The 18,558-nt window shown below is 49.7% G+C and carries 11 protein-coding genes and 2 pseudogenes; 12 read left to right on the top strand and 1 reads right to left on the bottom strand.

What is annotated here, in order from left to right:
- Window positions 1-11: 11 nt before the first annotated feature.
- The 7 genes from INT19_RS11715 to INT19_RS11685 all read left to right on the top strand — a co-directional run bounded on the left by INT19_RS11715 (window position 12) and on the right by INT19_RS11685 (window position 11,430).
- Entirely contained in the window at window positions 12-497 is a 486-nt protein-coding gene (locus tag INT19_RS11715; RefSeq protein ID WP_193060861.1) for a hypothetical protein, read from the top strand.
- A gap of 15 nt (window positions 498-512) precedes the next feature.
- Window positions 513-1,469 (top strand): hypothetical protein, encoded by a 957-nt coding sequence (locus INT19_RS11710; protein ID WP_193060860.1) that lies wholly within the window; start codon window positions 513-515, stop codon window positions 1,467-1,469.
- The gene (locus tag INT19_RS11705) at window positions 1,459-2,256 is read left to right on the top strand and encodes a polysaccharide lyase (protein WP_193060859.1); all 798 of its coding nucleotides are present in this window, start codon (window positions 1,459-1,461) and stop codon (window positions 2,254-2,256) included. The genes INT19_RS11710 and INT19_RS11705 overlap by 11 nt, the downstream gene beginning before the upstream one ends.
- Window positions 2,257-2,331: 75 nt before the next feature.
- On the top strand, window positions 2,332-3,498 hold the full coding sequence (locus INT19_RS11700; RefSeq protein WP_193060858.1) for a nucleotide sugar dehydrogenase: 1,167 nt from the start codon (window positions 2,332-2,334) through the stop codon (window positions 3,496-3,498).
- Window positions 3,499-3,526: 28 nt separating this feature from the next.
- Entirely contained in the window at window positions 3,527-6,730 is a 3,204-nt protein-coding gene (locus tag INT19_RS11695) for a glycosyltransferase (protein ID WP_193060857.1), read from the top strand.
- 71 nt (window positions 6,731-6,801) lie between these two features.
- Entirely contained in the window at window positions 6,802-9,081 is a 2,280-nt protein-coding gene (locus tag INT19_RS11690; protein WP_193060856.1) for a glycosyltransferase family 2 protein, read from the top strand.
- A 36-nt stretch (window positions 9,082-9,117) separates the two neighbouring features.
- Window positions 9,118-11,430: a glycosyltransferase gene (locus INT19_RS11685; RefSeq protein WP_193060855.1), complete on the top strand. Its 2,313-nt coding sequence runs from the start codon at window positions 9,118-9,120 to the stop codon at window positions 11,428-11,430.
- On the opposite strand, the gene INT19_RS19640 is transcribed toward INT19_RS11685, so the two are convergent.
- Window positions 11,422-11,547 (bottom strand): hypothetical protein, encoded by a 126-nt coding sequence (locus tag INT19_RS19640; RefSeq protein ID WP_264299261.1) that lies wholly within the window; start codon window positions 11,545-11,547, stop codon window positions 11,422-11,424. The two genes, INT19_RS11685 and INT19_RS19640, sit on opposite strands and share 9 nt — an antisense overlap.
- A 1,168-nt stretch (window positions 11,548-12,715) precedes the next feature.
- Here INT19_RS19640 and pgm point away from each other — a divergent pair.
- From pgm to INT19_RS11660, 5 genes and pseudogenes are all read left to right on the top strand, one after another.
- A pseudogene (gene pgm / locus INT19_RS19465) lies at window positions 12,716-14,353 on the top strand (phosphoglucomutase (alpha-D-glucose-1,6-bisphosphate-dependent)); the annotation flags it as partial.
- Between the two features lie 336 nt (window positions 14,354-14,689).
- Window positions 14,690-16,363: a glucose-6-phosphate isomerase gene (gene pgi, locus INT19_RS11675; protein WP_193060853.1), complete on the top strand. Its 1,674-nt coding sequence runs from the start codon at window positions 14,690-14,692 to the stop codon at window positions 16,361-16,363.
- Between the two features lie 23 nt (window positions 16,364-16,386).
- Window positions 16,387-17,241 carry a UTP--glucose-1-phosphate uridylyltransferase gene (locus INT19_RS11670; protein ID WP_193060852.1) on the top strand — a complete coding sequence of 285 codons (855 nt, stop codon included), beginning with the start codon at window positions 16,387-16,389 and terminating at the stop codon, window positions 17,239-17,241.
- 91 nt (window positions 17,242-17,332) lie between these two features.
- On the top strand, window positions 17,333-18,103 hold the full coding sequence (cysQ, locus tag INT19_RS11665; protein WP_193060851.1) for a 3'(2'),5'-bisphosphate nucleotidase CysQ: 771 nt from the start codon (window positions 17,333-17,335) through the stop codon (window positions 18,101-18,103).
- Between the two features lie 150 nt (window positions 18,104-18,253).
- Window positions 18,254-18,558: pseudogene (locus INT19_RS11660) on the top strand (glutamine--fructose-6-phosphate transaminase (isomerizing)); the annotation flags it as partial.

Raw genomic sequence — 18,558 nt, 5'->3', positions numbered from 1 at the left:
CACAATAGCCGATGAGGAAGTCCCATTGGTTCAGCGTATATTCCCGGAACAAAGTAACGCATGAAGAAGTTTTTGAAAAATTTTGGTTTTTAAACAAAAAAGAAATTTTAAATAAAGTTTTAGTTTCTGGCAAGGCCTTTGTTAAGACCCACCATAATACTTTCTTATGCTTTTCTAAAAAAAGTGATACCGTGTTCCACTATGATTTTCAGAAAATAGAAAAAAGTTCTGATTTGTTTTTTATATTATATGACATGATGGCTGGTAAATTGTGCATAAATAATGTTGATGGTTGGCTTGAAATAAAGAAAAAAGGCAAAGTAAGGTTTGTAACTGTTCCCGATCTAGAGGTTTTGTTAAATAAAGAAAGTGGTATAATTCTTAAGATGCAGTTCGATGAAATGCATGGGGGTGCATTTTTAAGTGCTTCAAGAAGTGGGGCAGTACGTTTTGTTGAGCACTGTAAAGCTTGGGAAAATTTTTTATTAACATTTTAAACTGTAAGGTGTGAAATGTCTTGGTCAATGTGCTATTCAGAGGTGAGCCGATCAGGTAAGCGTTGGGGCGGTGTTAAAAAGTACTATGAAAGTTTAACTGATTTTCAAAGTGATACTAATATACCTAACGGTCTTAGCTCTATTCAAGCAGAGTGTGCACTTTTGGATATTAGTATTGATGTCGTTAAAGGAAAGCCATTATATGTTTTCTTTAATGGTGCTCAGCGTCGTAATGATAATTTTAAGCTTCCAGTTTTTTCTGGCCGTGGTATAACTCCTGTAGGTGAAGTTAGCAGGCTTTCAATCAGTGACCCAGCTTTGTATTTTGCTAAAGACTTGTCAATGGGTTGGTATGCTGGTACTCGTTTTTTTTCAACTCAGAAGATATTGATTCCTGCCGTTATCGATAAAATCAGCTCTGTAGCTCAACCATCCAAAATTATATTTATTGGTGGCTCTTCTGGTGGTTTTGCTAGTCTTTATTTTTCTAAGCGCTATGAGGATTCAATTGCCTTGGTCTGTAACCCCCAAACTAATATACTCCGCTATCATTCGGCCCATGTTAAAAGATATATAAAGTATTGTTTTGGTGTTGAGGAAATTTCGCAGATAAGGGACGACCCTTCCTTGATGCGGGGAATAACTAAAAATGTATGTCACTTTTATAAGGGTGAAATTAAAAATAAAATTATATATATGCAGAATAAAGATGATAAACATCACCTTAAAAACCACTTCTTACCTTTTGTTAAGTCATTTGGAATAAATCCAAATCTAAACATCGGTTGCCACCAGTATGGAAATCTTTTGAATCTGATGGGAGACTGGGGTGAGGGTCATCAGGTCGCTCCTAGAAGGGTCTGGGCGGATATATTAAGTGATTTATCAAATAATTTGGATTGTCTTGACACGTTGTTCGAAAGAGGAGAAGCAAATTCTCTTGTAAGGCCTAATGCTGAGTATGCAAAATAATAAAAATCATTTATATAACATTATTATTGGGTTTTCTCTGATCCTTTTGATTTGGTTATTATGGCAAAAGGAAAGCGAAACGCTTAGTGTTGTTGAAAGCTTCGACAATATACCCCTGACCAACATAGGCCAAGAAATCGTTGACCACCAACTTACTGAGATCGTTCATGACTTAGGAGTTGAAGGCTCGCAGGGGGTCAGGGTTGACTACGAAGGCTATGAACGCGGTAGCCGCGGTGTGGTTGTGTCACCCCTTATCGAGCCTGCTCAGCAGTACGCGTTTTCCTTTTGGGTGCGTTTTTGTGAAGGCTTTGATTTTGCCCGTGGCGGTAAATTACATGGTTTAGGCCCCGCAAACCCCGTAGCAGGCGGCAATGCTATAACGCCACAAGGGTGGAGTGCGCGTTTAATGTTCCGCCGAGACGGTGGGCTGCAAACGTATATTTATCATCAAGATATGCAAGGACGGTTTGGGGACACGTACATTGCCAATGGATTTACCTTTGTGCCAGGGCAGTACCACCACGTAGAAATGCAAGTGTCGCTAAATGAGCCTGCTACAGAGAGTAATGGTCGTGTCACTGTTTCGGTTGATGGGGAGCGGCTCATAGAGCATACGGGGCTGCGTTTCCGAGCTGAAACAACAGAGGTAAGTCAGATTCAGCGCTTATTATTTAGTACCTTCCACGGTGGTAGCAGCCCTGAATGGGCACCTAGAAATGAAGATGGCAGCTACAAAACCGACTGCGCTTATTTTGATACAATCGAGCTCAGCCCATCGCTTTGAACAACATCCTGTGGGCAACAGGCGTTGTTATTAATGCATTATGGATGTAACGACTTTAGATGAGGAAAGAAAAGGATGAAAATTGCAGTTGCTGGCACGGGCTATGTGGGCCTTTCAAACGCGATGCTGTTGGCTCAGCACCATGAGGTAGTGGCCGTTGATATCGTTTCTGAAAAGGTTGAGATGCTGAACAATCGTGTTTCGCCGATTGAAGATGCAGAAATTTCAGCGTTTTTAGCGCGTGAAGACCTGCATTTTACGGCAACCCTAGATGCTGAAGCTGCTTACCAAGGGGCGGCGTTTGTGATTATTGCTACCCCTACGGATTACGACCCAGAAACGAACTACTTCAACACCAAAAGTGTGGAAGCGGTGATTAACCAGGTGATGGCGATTAACCCTGATGCGGTGATGGTGATTAAATCCACCGTGCCGGTTGGCTATACCACTGAAACCGCTGAGCGTTTTAATACCCAAAACCTGCTGTTTTCACCTGAATTTTTGCGTGAAGGAAAAGCGCTACACGACAACCTTTATCCCTCTCGGATTATTGTTGGTGAGCGTTCTGAGCGTGCCGCTACGTTTGCAGAGCTACTGAAGCAGGGCGCAATCAAGCAAGATGTTGATGTACTGCTGACCAACAGTACTGAAGCAGAGGCGATCAAGCTATTTGCGAACACCTACCTTGCGATGCGGGTGGCGTACTTTAACGAGCTGGATACCTACGCAGAATCACATGGGCTGGATGCCAAGCAGATCATTGAAGGTGTAGGCTTAGACCCACGCATTGGTAAGCATTACAACAACCCAAGCTTTGGATACGGCGGTTACTGCCTGCCAAAAGATACCAAGCAGCTGCTGGCCAACTATCAAGATGTGCCTAGTAATATGATTCAGGCCATTGTTGAGGCTAACCGCACCCGTAAAGATTTTATTGCTGAGTCGGTGCTGCGTCGCAATCCCGAAGTGGTGGGCGTGTATCGGCTGATTATGAAAACCGGCTCTGATAACTTCCGTGCCAGCGCGATGCAGGGCGTGATGAAGCGCCTGAAAGCCAAGGGCATTGAAGTGGTTGTGTTTGAACCGGCTCTAGACGCAGACGAGTTTTTCCATTCCAAAGTCATGCGCGATTTTGATGCGTTTAAAGAGAAATCGGATGTGATTTTGGCAAACAGGATGGTGGAAGAGCTGCAAGATGTTGCGGATAAAGTGTATACCCGTGATCTGTTCGGCAGCGATTAATCTGAATGCATTTTAATAGCAGGCTGCCATGCGTTCGTTATTAGCCAAGTCGTTATTAGCCAAGTCGTTATTAACCAAGTCGTTATTAACCAAGTCGTTATTAACTAAGCTATTACTGGCCACGTCTTTATTCACTAAGCGCTGGCGTAAGCGACGTGCTAATGAACCGTCGACGACCACCGTTGATAACGAAGGTGTTAACAACGCGGGTTTTGACCCCGCGTGGTATTTAGCGGCCTACCCCGATGTGGCCGCTGCTGGTGTCGACCCCTGGGATCATTATCAGCAGCATGGTAAAGCAGAAGGTCGCTTACCATGCCGCAACCAGGCTATTGGTTGGGGGCACGCGTTGTGGCGTGGTGCTGACGCCGTAGTTTTGCCACGGCTTCAGCGCTTGTTAACCGCCCCCAACGCTACGCTGGTTGAACGTTTAACCGCTCGCTGGGAGCTTGCCCGGTGGTATGCTTGGCAAGCTCACTGGCCAGCGGTGTTAGAGGTTCTGCTACCAGAGAACACACTTCCAGGCTTTGATTTCCCTGGCCCAGCGTTGCTGGTGGTAGACGCTTGTTGTCAGCTATTTGAAGATAACGCCCAGCAAGATAGTGCATTAGCACAGGCCCTGGCGTTTTTAGCGGCGCACTATCCAGACCATGCTGATACCGCGTTGGCTAAGGCGAATGCGCTCAGTTTATCGAAAGAGCATTTACTTTCAGGCGCAGACCTTGAGCGGTTGGCGGTGATCAATCGCTATTTTCAGGCCCAGGGATTACAGCCAGTTACCTTGGCTGACCCCAAACAGCCGCTGCATTTGTATAATCTCGCGCCTGACTATTCCGTGTCTCAGGGGCAGCATCTTCCGACCGCCTTCGGCGAAAGCTTACCACGCGCTACGGGAGCTGCAGCCCACGACTCACCCCTCACCACTCAACACTCACTACTCACCATTCACCATTCACTGCCTTTTATCAGTGTGGTGATTCCGCTGTATAACGCGGAGGATACTATTGCGATGGCGCTTACCGGTCTGTTTTATCAGCAGGGCGTGCGCTTGGAAATTATCGTGGTGGACGATGCAAGTTCTGATAACAGTGTTACTCAAGTCGAGCAGCTTCAGGACAGTGTTCCACCCCATATTACCTTGATGTTACTGCGTCATACCCAAAACCAAGGGGCTTACGCTGCCCGTAATACGGGGATGGCGGCGGCAACTGCCCCGTATATTACTACCCACGATAGCGATGACTGGTCGCACCCCCAAAAGCTTGCCCTGCAATGCCTGCAGTTAATTGATCAGCCTAGTATCAAAGCGTGCTTGTCTCACTGGGTGCGGGTAACCCCTGAGCTTATGTTCCATCGCTGGCGGTTGGATGAGTACGGTTGGGTGTATCCCAATATGTCGTCGTTGATGTTTCGCCGCGAAGTGTTTGAAGCCTTGGGCTATTGGGATGGGGTAAAGGTCAATGCGGATACCGAGTGGCGCTGGCGGGTAGACGCTGCCTTCGGTGCAGGCAGCGTTAGTGAGGTACTGCCCGGCGTGCCGCTTTCGTTTGGCTTGGCGGATAGCGGCTCGTTAAGCCAGCACTCAGCTTCCCATTTGGTGAGTCAGTTCATCGGCAACCGTTTTCGGTATATGCAGTTGGCAGGCCGCTGGCATCGTTCGCCCCAACGGCTATTTATGCCCATCGCGCCCACTGAGCGGCTGTTTACAGCTCCAGCAGATATGCTTAGAGCGACTGCACCCCGGAACCCGCCGCCTAGTGAGTTTGAGCTAATTAGTGAATCTGGCCTGTTAGATGCGGGCTGGTATTTGACCCGCTATATCGATTTGCAGCACACGCCGGTAGAGCCGTTAAACCACTATGTGGAAAGTGGCGCTAGTGAGAGGCGTGATCCTGGTCCTGGATTTTCGACTTCTGGCTATGTGCGTCGTTACCCTGAGGCAGCAGAAGCTAGTATGAACCCGCTTGCGCATTATCTCAGCGTGGGGCAGGCCAAGGGCTATCTGCCTCACCCTGAATGGCAGGGAGAGCGGGCCTTCGCAAACCGGCCTACGGTCATACTTTGTGGCCATCAAGCAGGTAGTACGCTGTTTGGTGCAGAACGTAGTCTAGTTGATGTGCTGCATGCCATGGGCGAGCTGCGCTGGAACGTCGTGGTGACGTTACCGGAAGCTAATAATCTTGCCTATGAACAGGCGTTGTTACAGCGCTGTAAGGCGTTGGTGGTACTGCCTTATGGTTGGTGGCAGGTGGGTAAACAGGCCGATAACACTACGGTTGCGCAGTTTGAAGCTTTAATTGCTCGCTACAACGCCAGTGCGTTGCATGGTAATACTGCGGTACTACACGAGCCTTATATCGCGGCGAAGCGGGCGGGTGTTCCTGCCCTTGTGCATGTGCGTGAACTGCCTGCGTTTGATGAAAGCTTATGCGCTTTATTGGGTGCCACACCTAGTGAGCTAGTGGCCCAAGTGCACCAATTGGCAGATATTGTAGTAGTGAACTCTCGCTGCGTGGCGGAGGCTTTTATTTTACCCAGTTCCCGCAAGCGCCTAGCTATTGTGCCTAATACAATTGCCATGCAGCCGTTGCTTGCGCTGCCTAACGTAGATTTTAACCCCCAGGCCCGCGTGCGCGTGGGTATGTTGAGTAGCAATGTAGCTAAAAAAGGCTTGCAAGATGTCGAGCAAATGGCGGCTTATCTATCCACGTTGGCCCCCAGGGTGGAAGTCGTGCTGTTTGGTGGGGAAACACCCGCTATTGCCGACCTACAGCGCCGCCAAGCTCAAGGTAAGGCGCCCAGTAATATACGCGTTGCAGGCTATGTGGAACACCCTGTAACAGCGTTGGCACAGTTGGATATCGTGGTGAACCTATCGCGCTTTCAGGAGTCTTTTGGGCGTACTGTATTAGAAGCAATGGCTGCGGCTAGGCCTGTGGTGGCGTATAACTGGGGCGCATTAAGCGAGCTTGTTGTTGCTGATAATCCTACTGCTGCAGTTGAAAATATTCTTGCAGCTGAAAACGACGAGGAAGCCACCGGCATATTGGTGCCCTTTGGTGACACGATGGCTGCTGCTGAGCAGGTGGCTATGCTTGCCGGTGAGGTGGTTCGGTGCAGGCGGTTAGGGCAAGCAGCCCGTCGGCGGGCGCAAACATGTTTTAGTGCTGAGCAGTTGCGTGTGGCGTTGGCGAATGCTTATACGCTCACCCAGCGTGAAGAGTTTTCTTAAGTTACTCAATTTTTAAGTTATCTGATTCTTAAGTTACACAAACAGGTTACGTAGACAGTTAGAGGTTTTGTTTGAAGCTTGCGATTGCTGCCATTGTTAAAAATGAAATAGATAGCCTGATTGAGTGGTTGGCCTTCCATCTGACGGTGGGGGCCAGCCATTTTTTAATAGCTGATAATGAGAGTACTGATGGGACTCACGAATTATTGTCGGTGCTTGCTGAGCAGGGCTTAGTAACATTGATTTCGGTACCAACGGGCGAGACGCCACCTCAGCTGCTGGCCTATCAACAGTTATTGGAAACATGTCCTCGTCATATTGATCTCGTGGCGTTTATTGATGCTGATGAGTATCTATTGCCTTGTGCTGGTGAACGGCCACTTATTGAGTGGTTAGAAAAATGCTTTGCCTCGCCTAGTGTGGGCGCATTGGGCTTGAATTGGGCCTGCTTTGGTTCTAATGGTGCCAAATTTCGTGAAGATGGCTTAGTTATTGAGCGTTTTACGCAGCGAGCTAAAAAGACATTTGGCCCTAATCATCATATTAAAAGCATTGTACGGCCAGGCTATGTTGAGCGTTTCGATAATCCTCATTTTGCCCGCTTGAAGCAGGGGCATTACGTTAACAGTTTGGGCGAGCCGGTTGAACCGCGCCGCGATAAGCAAGGTAACCCACGTTTTGGGTTAAGCGAGCATATCATTTGGGATGGGGCACGTATTAACCACTACTTGGTGAAGTCGGTAGAGGAATTTGTATTAGGTAAAGCTAAGCGGGGCAGTGCGGCGACACCTAACTATCAAAAGCAGCGCGACTATTTTATGCGCCATGACCGCAATGATACTGCGTGTCGAGTGGCTGCTGAGCTTGCGCCTAAGGTTAAAAAACAAATGAAATGGTTGCAGCAGCTTGCTGAAAAAAAGCAGGCTAGTAATACAGTTTCTTCTGAGTCCTCTGCTGGCTCTGAACTAACTCGCTGGCTTAAGCGTCGCCTAAAGGATTGGTCTTCTACATCACCCAGTGGGCAACCTCCTATCGAGCGTTGGGCATTAGATTATCCATCTGAGCAGCGAGGTTCCCGCTTTCAGCCTTCAGGTAGAGTCGTGCAAGGTTGGTTATTATTACCAGACGATTTGGTTGAAATGCACACTCAAGTGCGCATTGTGGCAGAGTGGCAGCCTGCGTTTGAGCTGTGCCATCCCTTGGAAATTGACCGCCCCGACGTTATTAAGAACATTTTTTCATTGCCCGCAGACAACCACCCTCAGCGGAGGTGTGGGTTTCGCTTTACAGTACCCCCTAAACTTGGCAGCTTTCGTTTATGGTTGGCGCTTGAAGATGACCGTTGGCTGCTTCAAGAGGTGAGCGTGGATACGCGCGATGTAGAAACCGTTCAGCAGCTCAAGGTGCTAGAAGGAAAAAAAGGCTGGCTGTTTTTGGATAACGATACGAATGGTAGCGTTGACCAGTTCATGGGGCGAATGCGCCTCACCCAGTCTGGAGTAGATGGGTGGAATGATTATCTTCACCAGCTTGAAACTATTGCTGATGATGAGCCCTGGGCGTTATTGGTGGCACCTTCTAAAGAGAGCGTGATGGGGGCAAGTTATCACCCACGTGCAGAGGGCGTTTCTGGCCCTATGCATCAGGTGCTTAGTCTAAGTGCTTCAACCGGAGTGGTTTATCCTGTTAAGCAACTGAAAGCTTTGGGTGATGGTGCGTTTATTCCTACTGATACCCACTGGACTCATCAGGGGGCGTTGGCCGCAACGATTGCGCTAGCGGTAAAGCTAGGTGTGGAAGAAAAAATCTGTTCAGCGCTGTTTAAAAAAGATCGTTATAAAAACAAAACCATGGGCGGCGATCTTGGCAACAAGCTAACTCCCAAACAAACCTCTAGCGTTGATGTGCTGGTTTCTTTTAGCCATTCTCGCTACAAGACCTATGATAATGGCTTGCCCAATTTTGGCCGTTTACTGGTGATTGAGTACCCAGAAGCGTTAATGTCAGGCACGTGCCTGATATTTGGTTCTTCTTCCAGTTACTCCATGTTTAATTATTTATGTCGTGTGTTTCAGCGCATTGTGTTTGTGCACAGCGCGGGCAATGTGGATCCTGACCTAGTCAAAGCAGTTGCTCCCGCTTATTTAGCCACTCAGACAAATGCACGTTTTGTGGTGCAGATCCCCACAGTTACCCATAATCTAGATGAGGTGATTCACCAAAAGTGTGCACAGCTGGATGAGAAGGCGTTTGAAGGCGTTCGTGAAAAGCGTATCATCGCACCAGATGAATATCTTCAAACCTTGGGATTGCTGCACTGGGAACAGGTTGCTAGCAATCATCTTATGTAAGTGTTGCCTTGGTGACGGAATGGGGTAAGGATGGCGATGAGGCAGCATATTGTCAGTTTAAAAGAAATGATGGCTGCCATTGGGAGACACAGCGGCGTGCCTCAGTTTTCGCGGCGGAACCCAAATATTTATGTAGCAAATGCGCCAGCCTTCAAGAGCGAGGCTGCAGCAAACGTTGATACCTCAGTAAAGGCAAGTACCTACTGCGTGAGTGATGGAGAAAAGCCACTCCCGGGCTGGAATATGCTAGAGCTGGATGGGTTAGGGGCGGATGCCCATGGCGCCGCTAGGATTCTATTTTATACCCGTAAAGGTATTATCGAAACATCCGTCTCACTGCGCCCTGGTAAGATCACTAAGCGAATTTTTTGGGTGCCGTTAGGTGTAAAAAAAATTGCGTTTTCGTTCTTGGCCAGCGAAGCGGCTTTGACTCACTTGACGGTGGAATGGGTGTGGCTAACGCCTTGGTTTGCACATAATCGCTTAGCGCGACGTTTGATCAATAATCATGCCGGCTATAAGGGTATGAGAACATTTGATGCCATTCGTTATCTTCATGTTGAATCAGTTGCCCAAGCACGCAGCTGGCGTAGTATTGCGTTGGAAGAATATAATCAAACCCACGCAAAACAGCATATTTCTGATGACTATACTCGTTGGGTGGCCACGACTGAGCAAGCTATTAGTAACGATGCTCAGTTGATAATTAGAGGATTAAAAACTACACCTTTGTTTTCGATTCTCATGCCGGTAACTTTAAGTGATCTAGAACGTGATGAAGCTCCTCTTATGGACACCATCAACTCTTTAAAAGCGCAAAGTTACTTCTTTTGGGAAGTCTTCATTGTGCTTTCCGCTGATATTACCGATGCACAACGAATAGCTTTAGAGCGTTATATTCCCACGACTAGCCGTATCAACTTGATTCATAGCTATCATCGCACCTTGGCAAAGTTAGACCATCAAGGGTTTATTCAAGCCCAGGGCGATGGCGTAATGCGTATCAGCTGGGGTGACCAGTTAGCGAAGGAAGCATTCTGTCAGCTTGCGAAAGCGTGGAACGATCATCCTGAGGCTCAGCTGTTTTATAGCGATGAAGATGTCTTGGGGGCGGAGGGCAAGCGCTGCAACCCAAGCTTCAAGCCAGGCTGGAACCCAGACTTATTACTTTCAACTAACTACATTGGCCGAGTAGCGCTCTATAAGCGAAGGTTATTATGGCAGTTGGAGTCAGAGCAGGCAGACCTGCTCTCGAACCTGACCAGCCGAGCCGCAGTTGATTATGCGTTGGCGCTCACCTTTATGATGTGGAAAGTGACTCATGGTAATGAAAAATCGGTGTGTCATTTGCCTGCTATGTTATATCACCGTAGTGAAGACTTCCCTCATCCGCTTCACCAGCAGGACGCCATCTCCTTAGTAAGTAGTGTACTAAAGCAGCACGTGGCGAGTGCGAAAGCGATGGTTCAACCTGGATTAACCAATGACTCGGTACGTATCGAATGGCCTATTCCTAACCCTGCGCCACTGGTGAGTTTATTGGTGCCTACCCGTAATGGTGTAGATATTTTACGGCCCTGTGTAGACGCTATCTTAGAACGCACGGCTTATACCCATTTCGAGCTATTGATCTTAGATAATCAGAGCGACTGCCCAGAGACCCTTGCTTATATGCAAGAGGCCGCTCAGCGTGACTCACGAGTGCGTGTATTGCATTGGGATCATCCGTTTAACTACTCAGCGATTAATAACTTTGGTGCGTTGCACGCTAATGGCAGCATTATTGGCTTAATCAATAATGATGTAGAGCCGGTAAACGAGTATTGGCTAACTGAAATGGTCAGCCAGGCTTGTCGTTCTGAAATTGGCTGTGTGGGTGCCAAACTCTATTATCCAAATGGCATGCTGCAGCATGGTGGGGTCATTCTCGGTTTAGGTGATGTGGCGGGCCACGCGCATCGTTTTTTCCCCCGTGAAAGTGACGGTTACACTGGGCGTTTGAAGCTGGTTCAGAACTTATCGGCGGTGACGGCTGCCTGTTTGTTAGTGCGCAAAAATGTATTTAACAACGTTGGTGGCTTAAATGAACAGCACCTAAGCGTTGCTTATAACGATGTCGACTTCTGTATCAAAGTGAGAGAGGCAGGCTACCGTAACTTGTGGTCTCCGTTTGCTGAACTTTACCACCATGAGTCTATCTCGCGTGGTGCCGATGATACGCCAACTAAACGCGCCCGCTGGCTAAGTGAAGTGGCGTATATGCGCCGTACCTGGGGGAAACATTTGGATTGTGATCCTGCTTACAATCCCAATCTGACGTTGGTACATGAAGACTTTTCATTAAGATAATTGCCGATAAAAGTGTTGTAGCGACAGCGCTCCCGCGAAGGCTGCGGCAACGGTGCTGGGGTCGGTTGATGGCGGTGCCATTGGGCGTCGTTCCGCCGCCTCCCGCGGGTGCCTCATTCGCTCGTTCCTCGCGAGATTCGTTACCACGCGCTACCAATGTATTGAATCTATAGGTTTTGTAGCGCGGCGTAAGCGTCAGCGCACCCGCGAAAGCAGCTATGTTGATACAGCTTAAAGAGATCTTATGGTGAATAGCCACTCTTCGTGGGTCGTGCTTAGCGATGGTGGCCTGCCCACAGAAGATATTTACTTTCTTGAATCTGCAGCGCCTGCGCTGCAAAGCCAGGGCGCAACGGTTGAACGTTTTGTTGCTTCGCGCTCTTTCGGTGCTGCTTGGCGTTACGGTCGTTCCTTTTTGCGCCAGTATGCCGGTGCGAATGTACTGCTGTGCCGTTCATTGCCGCCCAGTTGGCTGCGCTGGCTAGAACGCAACCGCCACGCATTTGGCTATATTGGTTACTTAATCGACGATGATATTGAGGCGGCGGCCAACGACTCAACGCTACCGCAAACCTATCGAAAGCGAATGGCACGTATTGCGAAGCTGCAGCCTAGGTTGCTTGCTTTATGTGATGAGGTTATTGCTTGTAGTGGTGCACTCGCTGAGCGTTTCCAGCCCTATCATTATCGCGTTGTGGTACTAACGCCTCCAATGATTGCGGCGCTACCGCCGTTAGCGCATTTTGCATCGTTGCCTTCTTCTAATACCCCTTGGAAAATTGGCTTTTATGGCACACGGGCGCACCTGAATGACTTACAGCATATCGCGCCTGCGTTAACGGCCATTCAGCAAACCCGCACCGATACTCAGCTGGAAATAATGCTTGGCAAGCATACGCCTAGCGCGTTGGCGGCATTGCCTCGTACCGCGGTACCCGATCCGTTACCGTGGAGCGCTTTTCGCACTTACCAAGCGAGTAACCTGCTTCATATTGGGTTGGCACCATTGTTAAACACTCCCTTTAATCAGGGAAAGTCGTTTATTAAGTTTTTCGATATTACCGCGATGGGTGGGGTGGGGGTTTACGCTAATCGTTATCCTTATACAGAAATAGTCAGCCATGGGCACAATGGGCTTCTGGTAGAAGACTCTCCTAAGGCATGGCAGGCTGCCATAGAGCAGTTACTTAATGATCCAGCCGCGACTGCTAAAATGGCGCAACAGGCAGCAAGAGATGCCGTTAGCGTCGGAAATCCGCAATTCGCTGTTAAGTTTTGGCAGGCGCGCGCAAACCAATTAAATGTTAATGAGGGAGCAAGTAGAATGGATGCCATCGTTAAGGCGTTTTTTGATGAAACTCCGGATGCCAATATCTCGAAAGAGCGGGTGGCATTTGGTACGTCTGGCCATCGGGGGCGTGCCTCAGAACGCACCTTTAACGCTGCACACATTTTTGCGATTACCCAAGCGGTGGTGGATTACCGTTCGGAAGCAGGCTACCAGGGGCCTATGTTTTTGGGTGTTGATACCCATGCGCTTTCAAAACCTGCTTGGGAGTGCGCGCTGCGGGTGTTGGCGGCTAACAAGGTGCCGGTGCTTATCGAAAAAGATGCTGGCATCACTGCAACGCCTTTGGTGAGCCGGGCGATTCTGCAGCACAATCATGCTCAAAAACAGCACTTCTGCGACCAGGCGGCGTTAGCTGATGGCTTGATTATTACGCCTTCTCATAATCCACCAGAAGATGGTGGTATTAAATATAACCCTGCCCATGGCGGCCCAGCAGATACTGACGCCACGTCTTGGATTGAGCTTCGCGCTAATGCTTATTTGCTGCGCCAGTTAAATGACATTACGTTGGTGCCATTAGAGCAGGCGTTGGCTCATGCTCAGGAGTATGACTTTACTGCCCACTATGTTGCGCAGTTGGTCAGCGTGGTGGATATGGCTGCTATTCAAAACGCTAATCTTACGCTGGGTGTCGACCCTATGGGCGGTACGGCATTACCGGTATGGCAGGCAGTGGCTGAACACTTCGGCTTAAATCTTGAAGTGGTGAATACCTCGGTCGATGCCACCTTCAGCTTTATGCCGCCGGATCATGACGGCAAAATCCGCATGGACTGCTCAAGCTCAGCAGCGATGGCTAACTTGCTGACTATCAAAGACCGCTTTGATATTGCCTTTGGTAACGACCCCGATGCTGATCGCCATGGCATTGTCGATGCCAACGGGTTAATGAACCCGAACCACTTTTTAGCGGTGTGTGTGGACTACCTCATTGGCCACCGGCCTGAATGGGCGGAAACGCTAAATATTGGTAAGACGCTGGTGTCCTCTTCGATGATTGACCGGGTGGTGGCGAGCCATCAGCGTACGCTATATGAAGTGCCGGTTGGTTTTAAGTGGTTTGTTGAAGGCTTGCACGATGGCTGGTTAGCCTTTGGCGGTGAAGAGAGCGCTGGCGCTAGTTTATTAACCCGTGATGGTAAGGCCTGGTCGACCGATAAAGATGGCATTGCGCTGTGTTTGCTCGCGGCTGAAATAATGGCGGTGACTGGGAAAACGCCCAGTGAGTATTACCGTTCATTAACCGAGCGTTTTGGCGAGCCGTTCTATAAGCGTGTCGATACTGCTTGTACTGCTGAAGAAAAGGCGGCTTTCAAACAGCTCAGCGCAGAGAGTGTTACTGAAACTACCTTGGCAGGTGACCCGATCACTGCAGTATTGGTCAACGCCCCCGGCAACGGCGCAGCCATTGGTGGTTTGAAGGTAACAACTGACAATGGTTGGTTTGCGGCCCGCCCCAGCGGCACGGAATCGCTTTACAAAGTGTACGCGGAAAGCTTTAAAGGCCCGCAGCATTTAGATGAGCTAATCGATAGTGCCACCACGCTGCTTTCTGGTGTGTTAAAGGGGTAAGGAGTGGGGCGGCTACGCCGCCATCGCCGAGATGTCGGACCACCGATAAATCGGCCTCCTGGTATGGATTGACCTGTCAAGGGCACGGTACCGTGTGGGAGGGAGCTTCAGCTCGCGATGATTGGGGCACTTCAACCTGGGCAAGCGCACCCGCAAAAGCAACGCGAAGCGGAGCTGGGGTTCGACTATCGGAGTGCGAGATTGCTACTCATACTTAACAATTATTTGTCATCCTATTGTAAACTCTAGCGTTGAATGTAAAGAGGGTTGGGCTGGCGTGGCTTTTGCTTCGTATCGTTATCACGTCCACCCTTAATTTTTTCAAGGAAGACACCCATGAACTCTCCGCTATCGAGCGCCACTCCTCGCGTTTATACCCCCGTCAGTGAACTGCATGTGCATGCCGAGCATCTTCAGGCCCAGTCGTTAAGTGACTTGTTAGGCAGTGGCTCTACTGCTGCTCAGCAACGTGCTAATGCATTAGCGTTTACCTTTGGCAGCCTGTATATTGATTTCAGCAAACAGCGCTTAACCACTCAAACACTCACGCTTTTAAAGGATTGGGCGGAAAGTTGTGGGCTGGCGGCTAAGCGTCAGGCGTTGTTTGCAGGTGCAAAGGTCAACACGTCTGAAAGGCGTGCAGCGTTGCACGTGGCGGCAAGGTGGCCGAGCAGCGAAACACCCCCCGAGGGAATGGAGCGCGCGGCAGCTTTTTGCCAACACCAGCGCGAGCGTATGGCGGAGATGGTGGAGCGCGTTCATAGCGGTAAATGGTACGGTGCTACTGGACAAGCGATCACTGATATAGTGCATATTGGCGTAGGTGGCTCTGATTTGGGGCCAAAATTGGTCAGTGAAGCGTTAGCAGACCGCCCCAGCAGTACGAAAGTGAACGTACATTATGTTTCCACCATGGATGGCGCGCAGCTGCTGCCCTTAATGGAGTGCTTAAACCCTGAGACTACGCTATTGGTGCTGGCGTCTAAATCGTTCACTACCGCTGATACCCAATTTAATGTGCGCACTGCGCTAGCGTGGTTGAGCCATGCACTTGAAGTCGATGAAGCTACTGTTTGTCGTCATCAGTTGATTGGCGTGTCGTCTAAGCCTGAAAAAATGACCGAGTTTGGTGTGCCTGAGGCGCAGCAGTTGGTATTCAAGGAGTGGATTGGTGGGCGTTTTTCATTATGGTCGCCGATTGGTATCAGCGTGGCAATGCAGCTGGGTTTAGAGTGCTTTGATGCGCTGTTAGCCGGTGCGCATGCCATGGATAAGCACTTTCTGAACACGCCCATTGAGGAAAATTTGCCCGCCCTTGTGGCGTTGGTAGGGGCGTGGAACTCTCAGTTTTTAAATATTCCTACCCATGCGGTGCTTCCTTATGATGGCCGGTTAAAAAGCTTGCCTGCATATTTGCAGCAGTTGGAAATGGAATCTAACGGTAAGAGCGTTGGTCTAGATGGCCGGTCGGTTACCCATGCAACCTGTCCTATTTTATGGGGGGATGTAGGGCCTAATGGGCAGCATGCGTTTTATCAGCTGTTACATCAGGGTGTTCATACCGTCAGCGCTGATTTTGTGGCCGTGGCGCAGCGGGCTGGCGTTGGGTGTGAAAAGATTAATCGTTCACTGAAAGCCCAGGAGCAGTTAACCTTGGCGCACTGTTTGGCGCAGTCTCAGCTGTTTGCCTTAGGCGATGATGCGATTCCTCAAGCGCTGCGTGGTTTAATGGCCCAGGGGTATCGCGGTAATCAACCTAATTCAGTTGTGCTGTTAAAAACGCTGGATGCGTGGTCGATCGGTGCGTTACTGGCGCTTTATGAGCACAAAGTGTTTGTTCAATCGGTATTATGGAATTTGAATCCTTTCGACCAGCCGGGGGTAGAGTTGGGTAAGCGTTTAGCAACCAGCCTTTACCAAACACTAGCGGACGAGCCGGTTGAGCATCAGAATGTGGAAGATCCGAGTACTGCTCAGTTGCTGCATAAAGTGAACGAGTGGCGTAAGTAACGAAACGATAAAGGACGTAGTTAATGACTCAAGTTCGCAAAGCGATTATTCCGGTAGCCGGTTTTGGCACACGCCTGCTACCAATCAGTAAGGCGATCCCCAAGGAGATGGTGCCCGTGGTGGATCGTCCGCTCATTCAACACGTGGTGGAAGAAGCGCTAGCGGCAGGTATTAATGAAATAATTTTGGTAACCCGGGCAGGTAAATCTGCCATCGAAGACCATTTTGATGCCCACTTCGAGCTTGAACACTCGTTAGCGAGCAAGGGCAAGGATGCGCTGTTAGAAACGCTGTCGGCTATTTCACCCAAGAAACTCAAAGTGACCAGCGTTCGTCAGCCGAATGCCAAAGGCTTGGGCCACGCGATTTTCTGCGCCGCGCACCTGTTAGACAAAGACGAGCCATTTGCCGTTATTCTGCCTGACGTGTTGGTGAAACCGCAGGTGGGTAGTACAGCCTGTGACTTGGGCAGCATGGTAGAGCGCTGGGAAGCTAATAGTGCCTCGCAAATCATGGTTGAAGCCGTGCCTCAGGAAGAGGTCTACCGCTACGGCATTGTTGATTGTGATGAGCCAGCCGCCGGTGAAAGTGCCGATATGCGCGGTGTGGTAGAGAAGCCAGCGCCTGAAGACGCGCCTTCACGCCTTTCGGTGATTGGCCGCTATGTGCTGCCGTATCGCATTATGGAGTTACTACGTGACCAGCCCCCCGGTGCGGGTAATGAAATTCAGTTGACCGATGCGATTGACCGGTTGATGCAGGAAGGCAAAACCGTGCAAGCGTTCCGTATGCATGGTCGCACCTTTGATTGTGGGCATATTGAAGGCTGGTTAAAAGCCAATACCACGCTCGCCCGCGAAGCGGGTTACGAGGTGTAAATCGCTAGCCCTAAGACAAAGACTATAAAAGCCGCTCAGTTCATACTGCAGCGGCTTTTTTCGTTTATAGCGGTTTTGATGGAGAGGTTCTATGGAAAAGCTATTAGAGCAGGTGCTAGAAATCGCGCACGAAGCGAGCAGTGCCATTATGTCGGTTTATGCCCGCGAATTTAGCGTGGAAGAGAAGGAAGATAAAAGCCCCCTCACGGAAGCGGATAAAGCAGCCCATGAGGTGATTATGCGTGGTTTGCAGGGGCTTGCTGTTCAGCTACCGATTCTCTCTGAAGAAGATATCGAGGGCTTTAGTGGGGTAGACAAAGCTGGCCGTTATTGGTTGGTTGACCCGCTTGATGGCACCAAAGAGTTTATCAAGCGTAACGGTGAGTTCACCGTAAATATTGCGCTGATTGAACAGGGCAAGCCGGTGTTAGGCGTGGTGACTGCTCCTGCGCTTGAAACTGCTTACGTGGCTGCTGAAGGTGTGGGCGCGTTTAAGGTGGAAGCGGATGGCCAGCGCCATGAAATTCGTGTAGCGGGTAAGCCGGAAGCGGCTGCTTGGCGCGTGGTGGGGAGTCGTTCGCACCCAAGCCCCGATCTTGCTGCCTGGCTTGAAACGCTAGGTGAGCATGAAATGCTGCCCATGGGTAGTTCGCTTAAGCTCTGCTTGATTGCAGAAGGCAAAGCCGATGCATATCCCCGTTTAGGCCCTACCTGCCTATGGGATACGGGTGCCGCACATGCCGTGGTGCTTCAAGCCGGTGGTCGTGTTGAAACCCTAGAAGGGCAGCCGCTTAGCTACGCCAACCCCAGCGAAAAGCTTAACCCGTACTTTGTTGTTTGGGGGCACGGGGCAGACGTCTGAATTTGTTGCTTGGATAGTTGGACAGTGGGTGAGGTAGAATTCGGGCATGTAGGATACGTCGATCTGTATTAGATAGGCTGTTATTTCTAATTTCTGCACGTGGCTCTTCACTTATAGGTAAGGGCCATTGATGTTATTAAAGGATTGGATATGTGTGGAATTGTTGGCGCCGTCGGTGCAGCCGAGTGTACGCCTTTTTTGCTTTCGGGCTTAAAGGTACTTGAATACCGCGGTTATGACTCTGCCGGGTTAGCGGTGTTAGATGCTTCCGGTGCGCTAGTGCGTGCCCGTGCAAAAGGCCGTGTCGCGGAGCTAGAAGCTCGCGTTGCAGAGCAGGGTGTTGTGGGTAATGTGGGTATTGCCCATACCCGTTGGGCGACTCATGGCGTGCCTGCGGAGCGTAATGCCCACCCGCATATTTCCAGTGGCTTGGCGGTGGTGCATAACGGCATCAT

The sequence above is a fragment of the Halomonas sp. 3A7M genome (assembly GCF_014897875.1).
Taxonomy (GTDB): Bacteria; Pseudomonadota; Gammaproteobacteria; order Pseudomonadales; family Halomonadaceae; genus Vreelandella.
The sequence above is the reverse complement of the archived record's forward strand: the minus strand, read 5'-3'. Positions and strand labels throughout refer to the sequence as shown.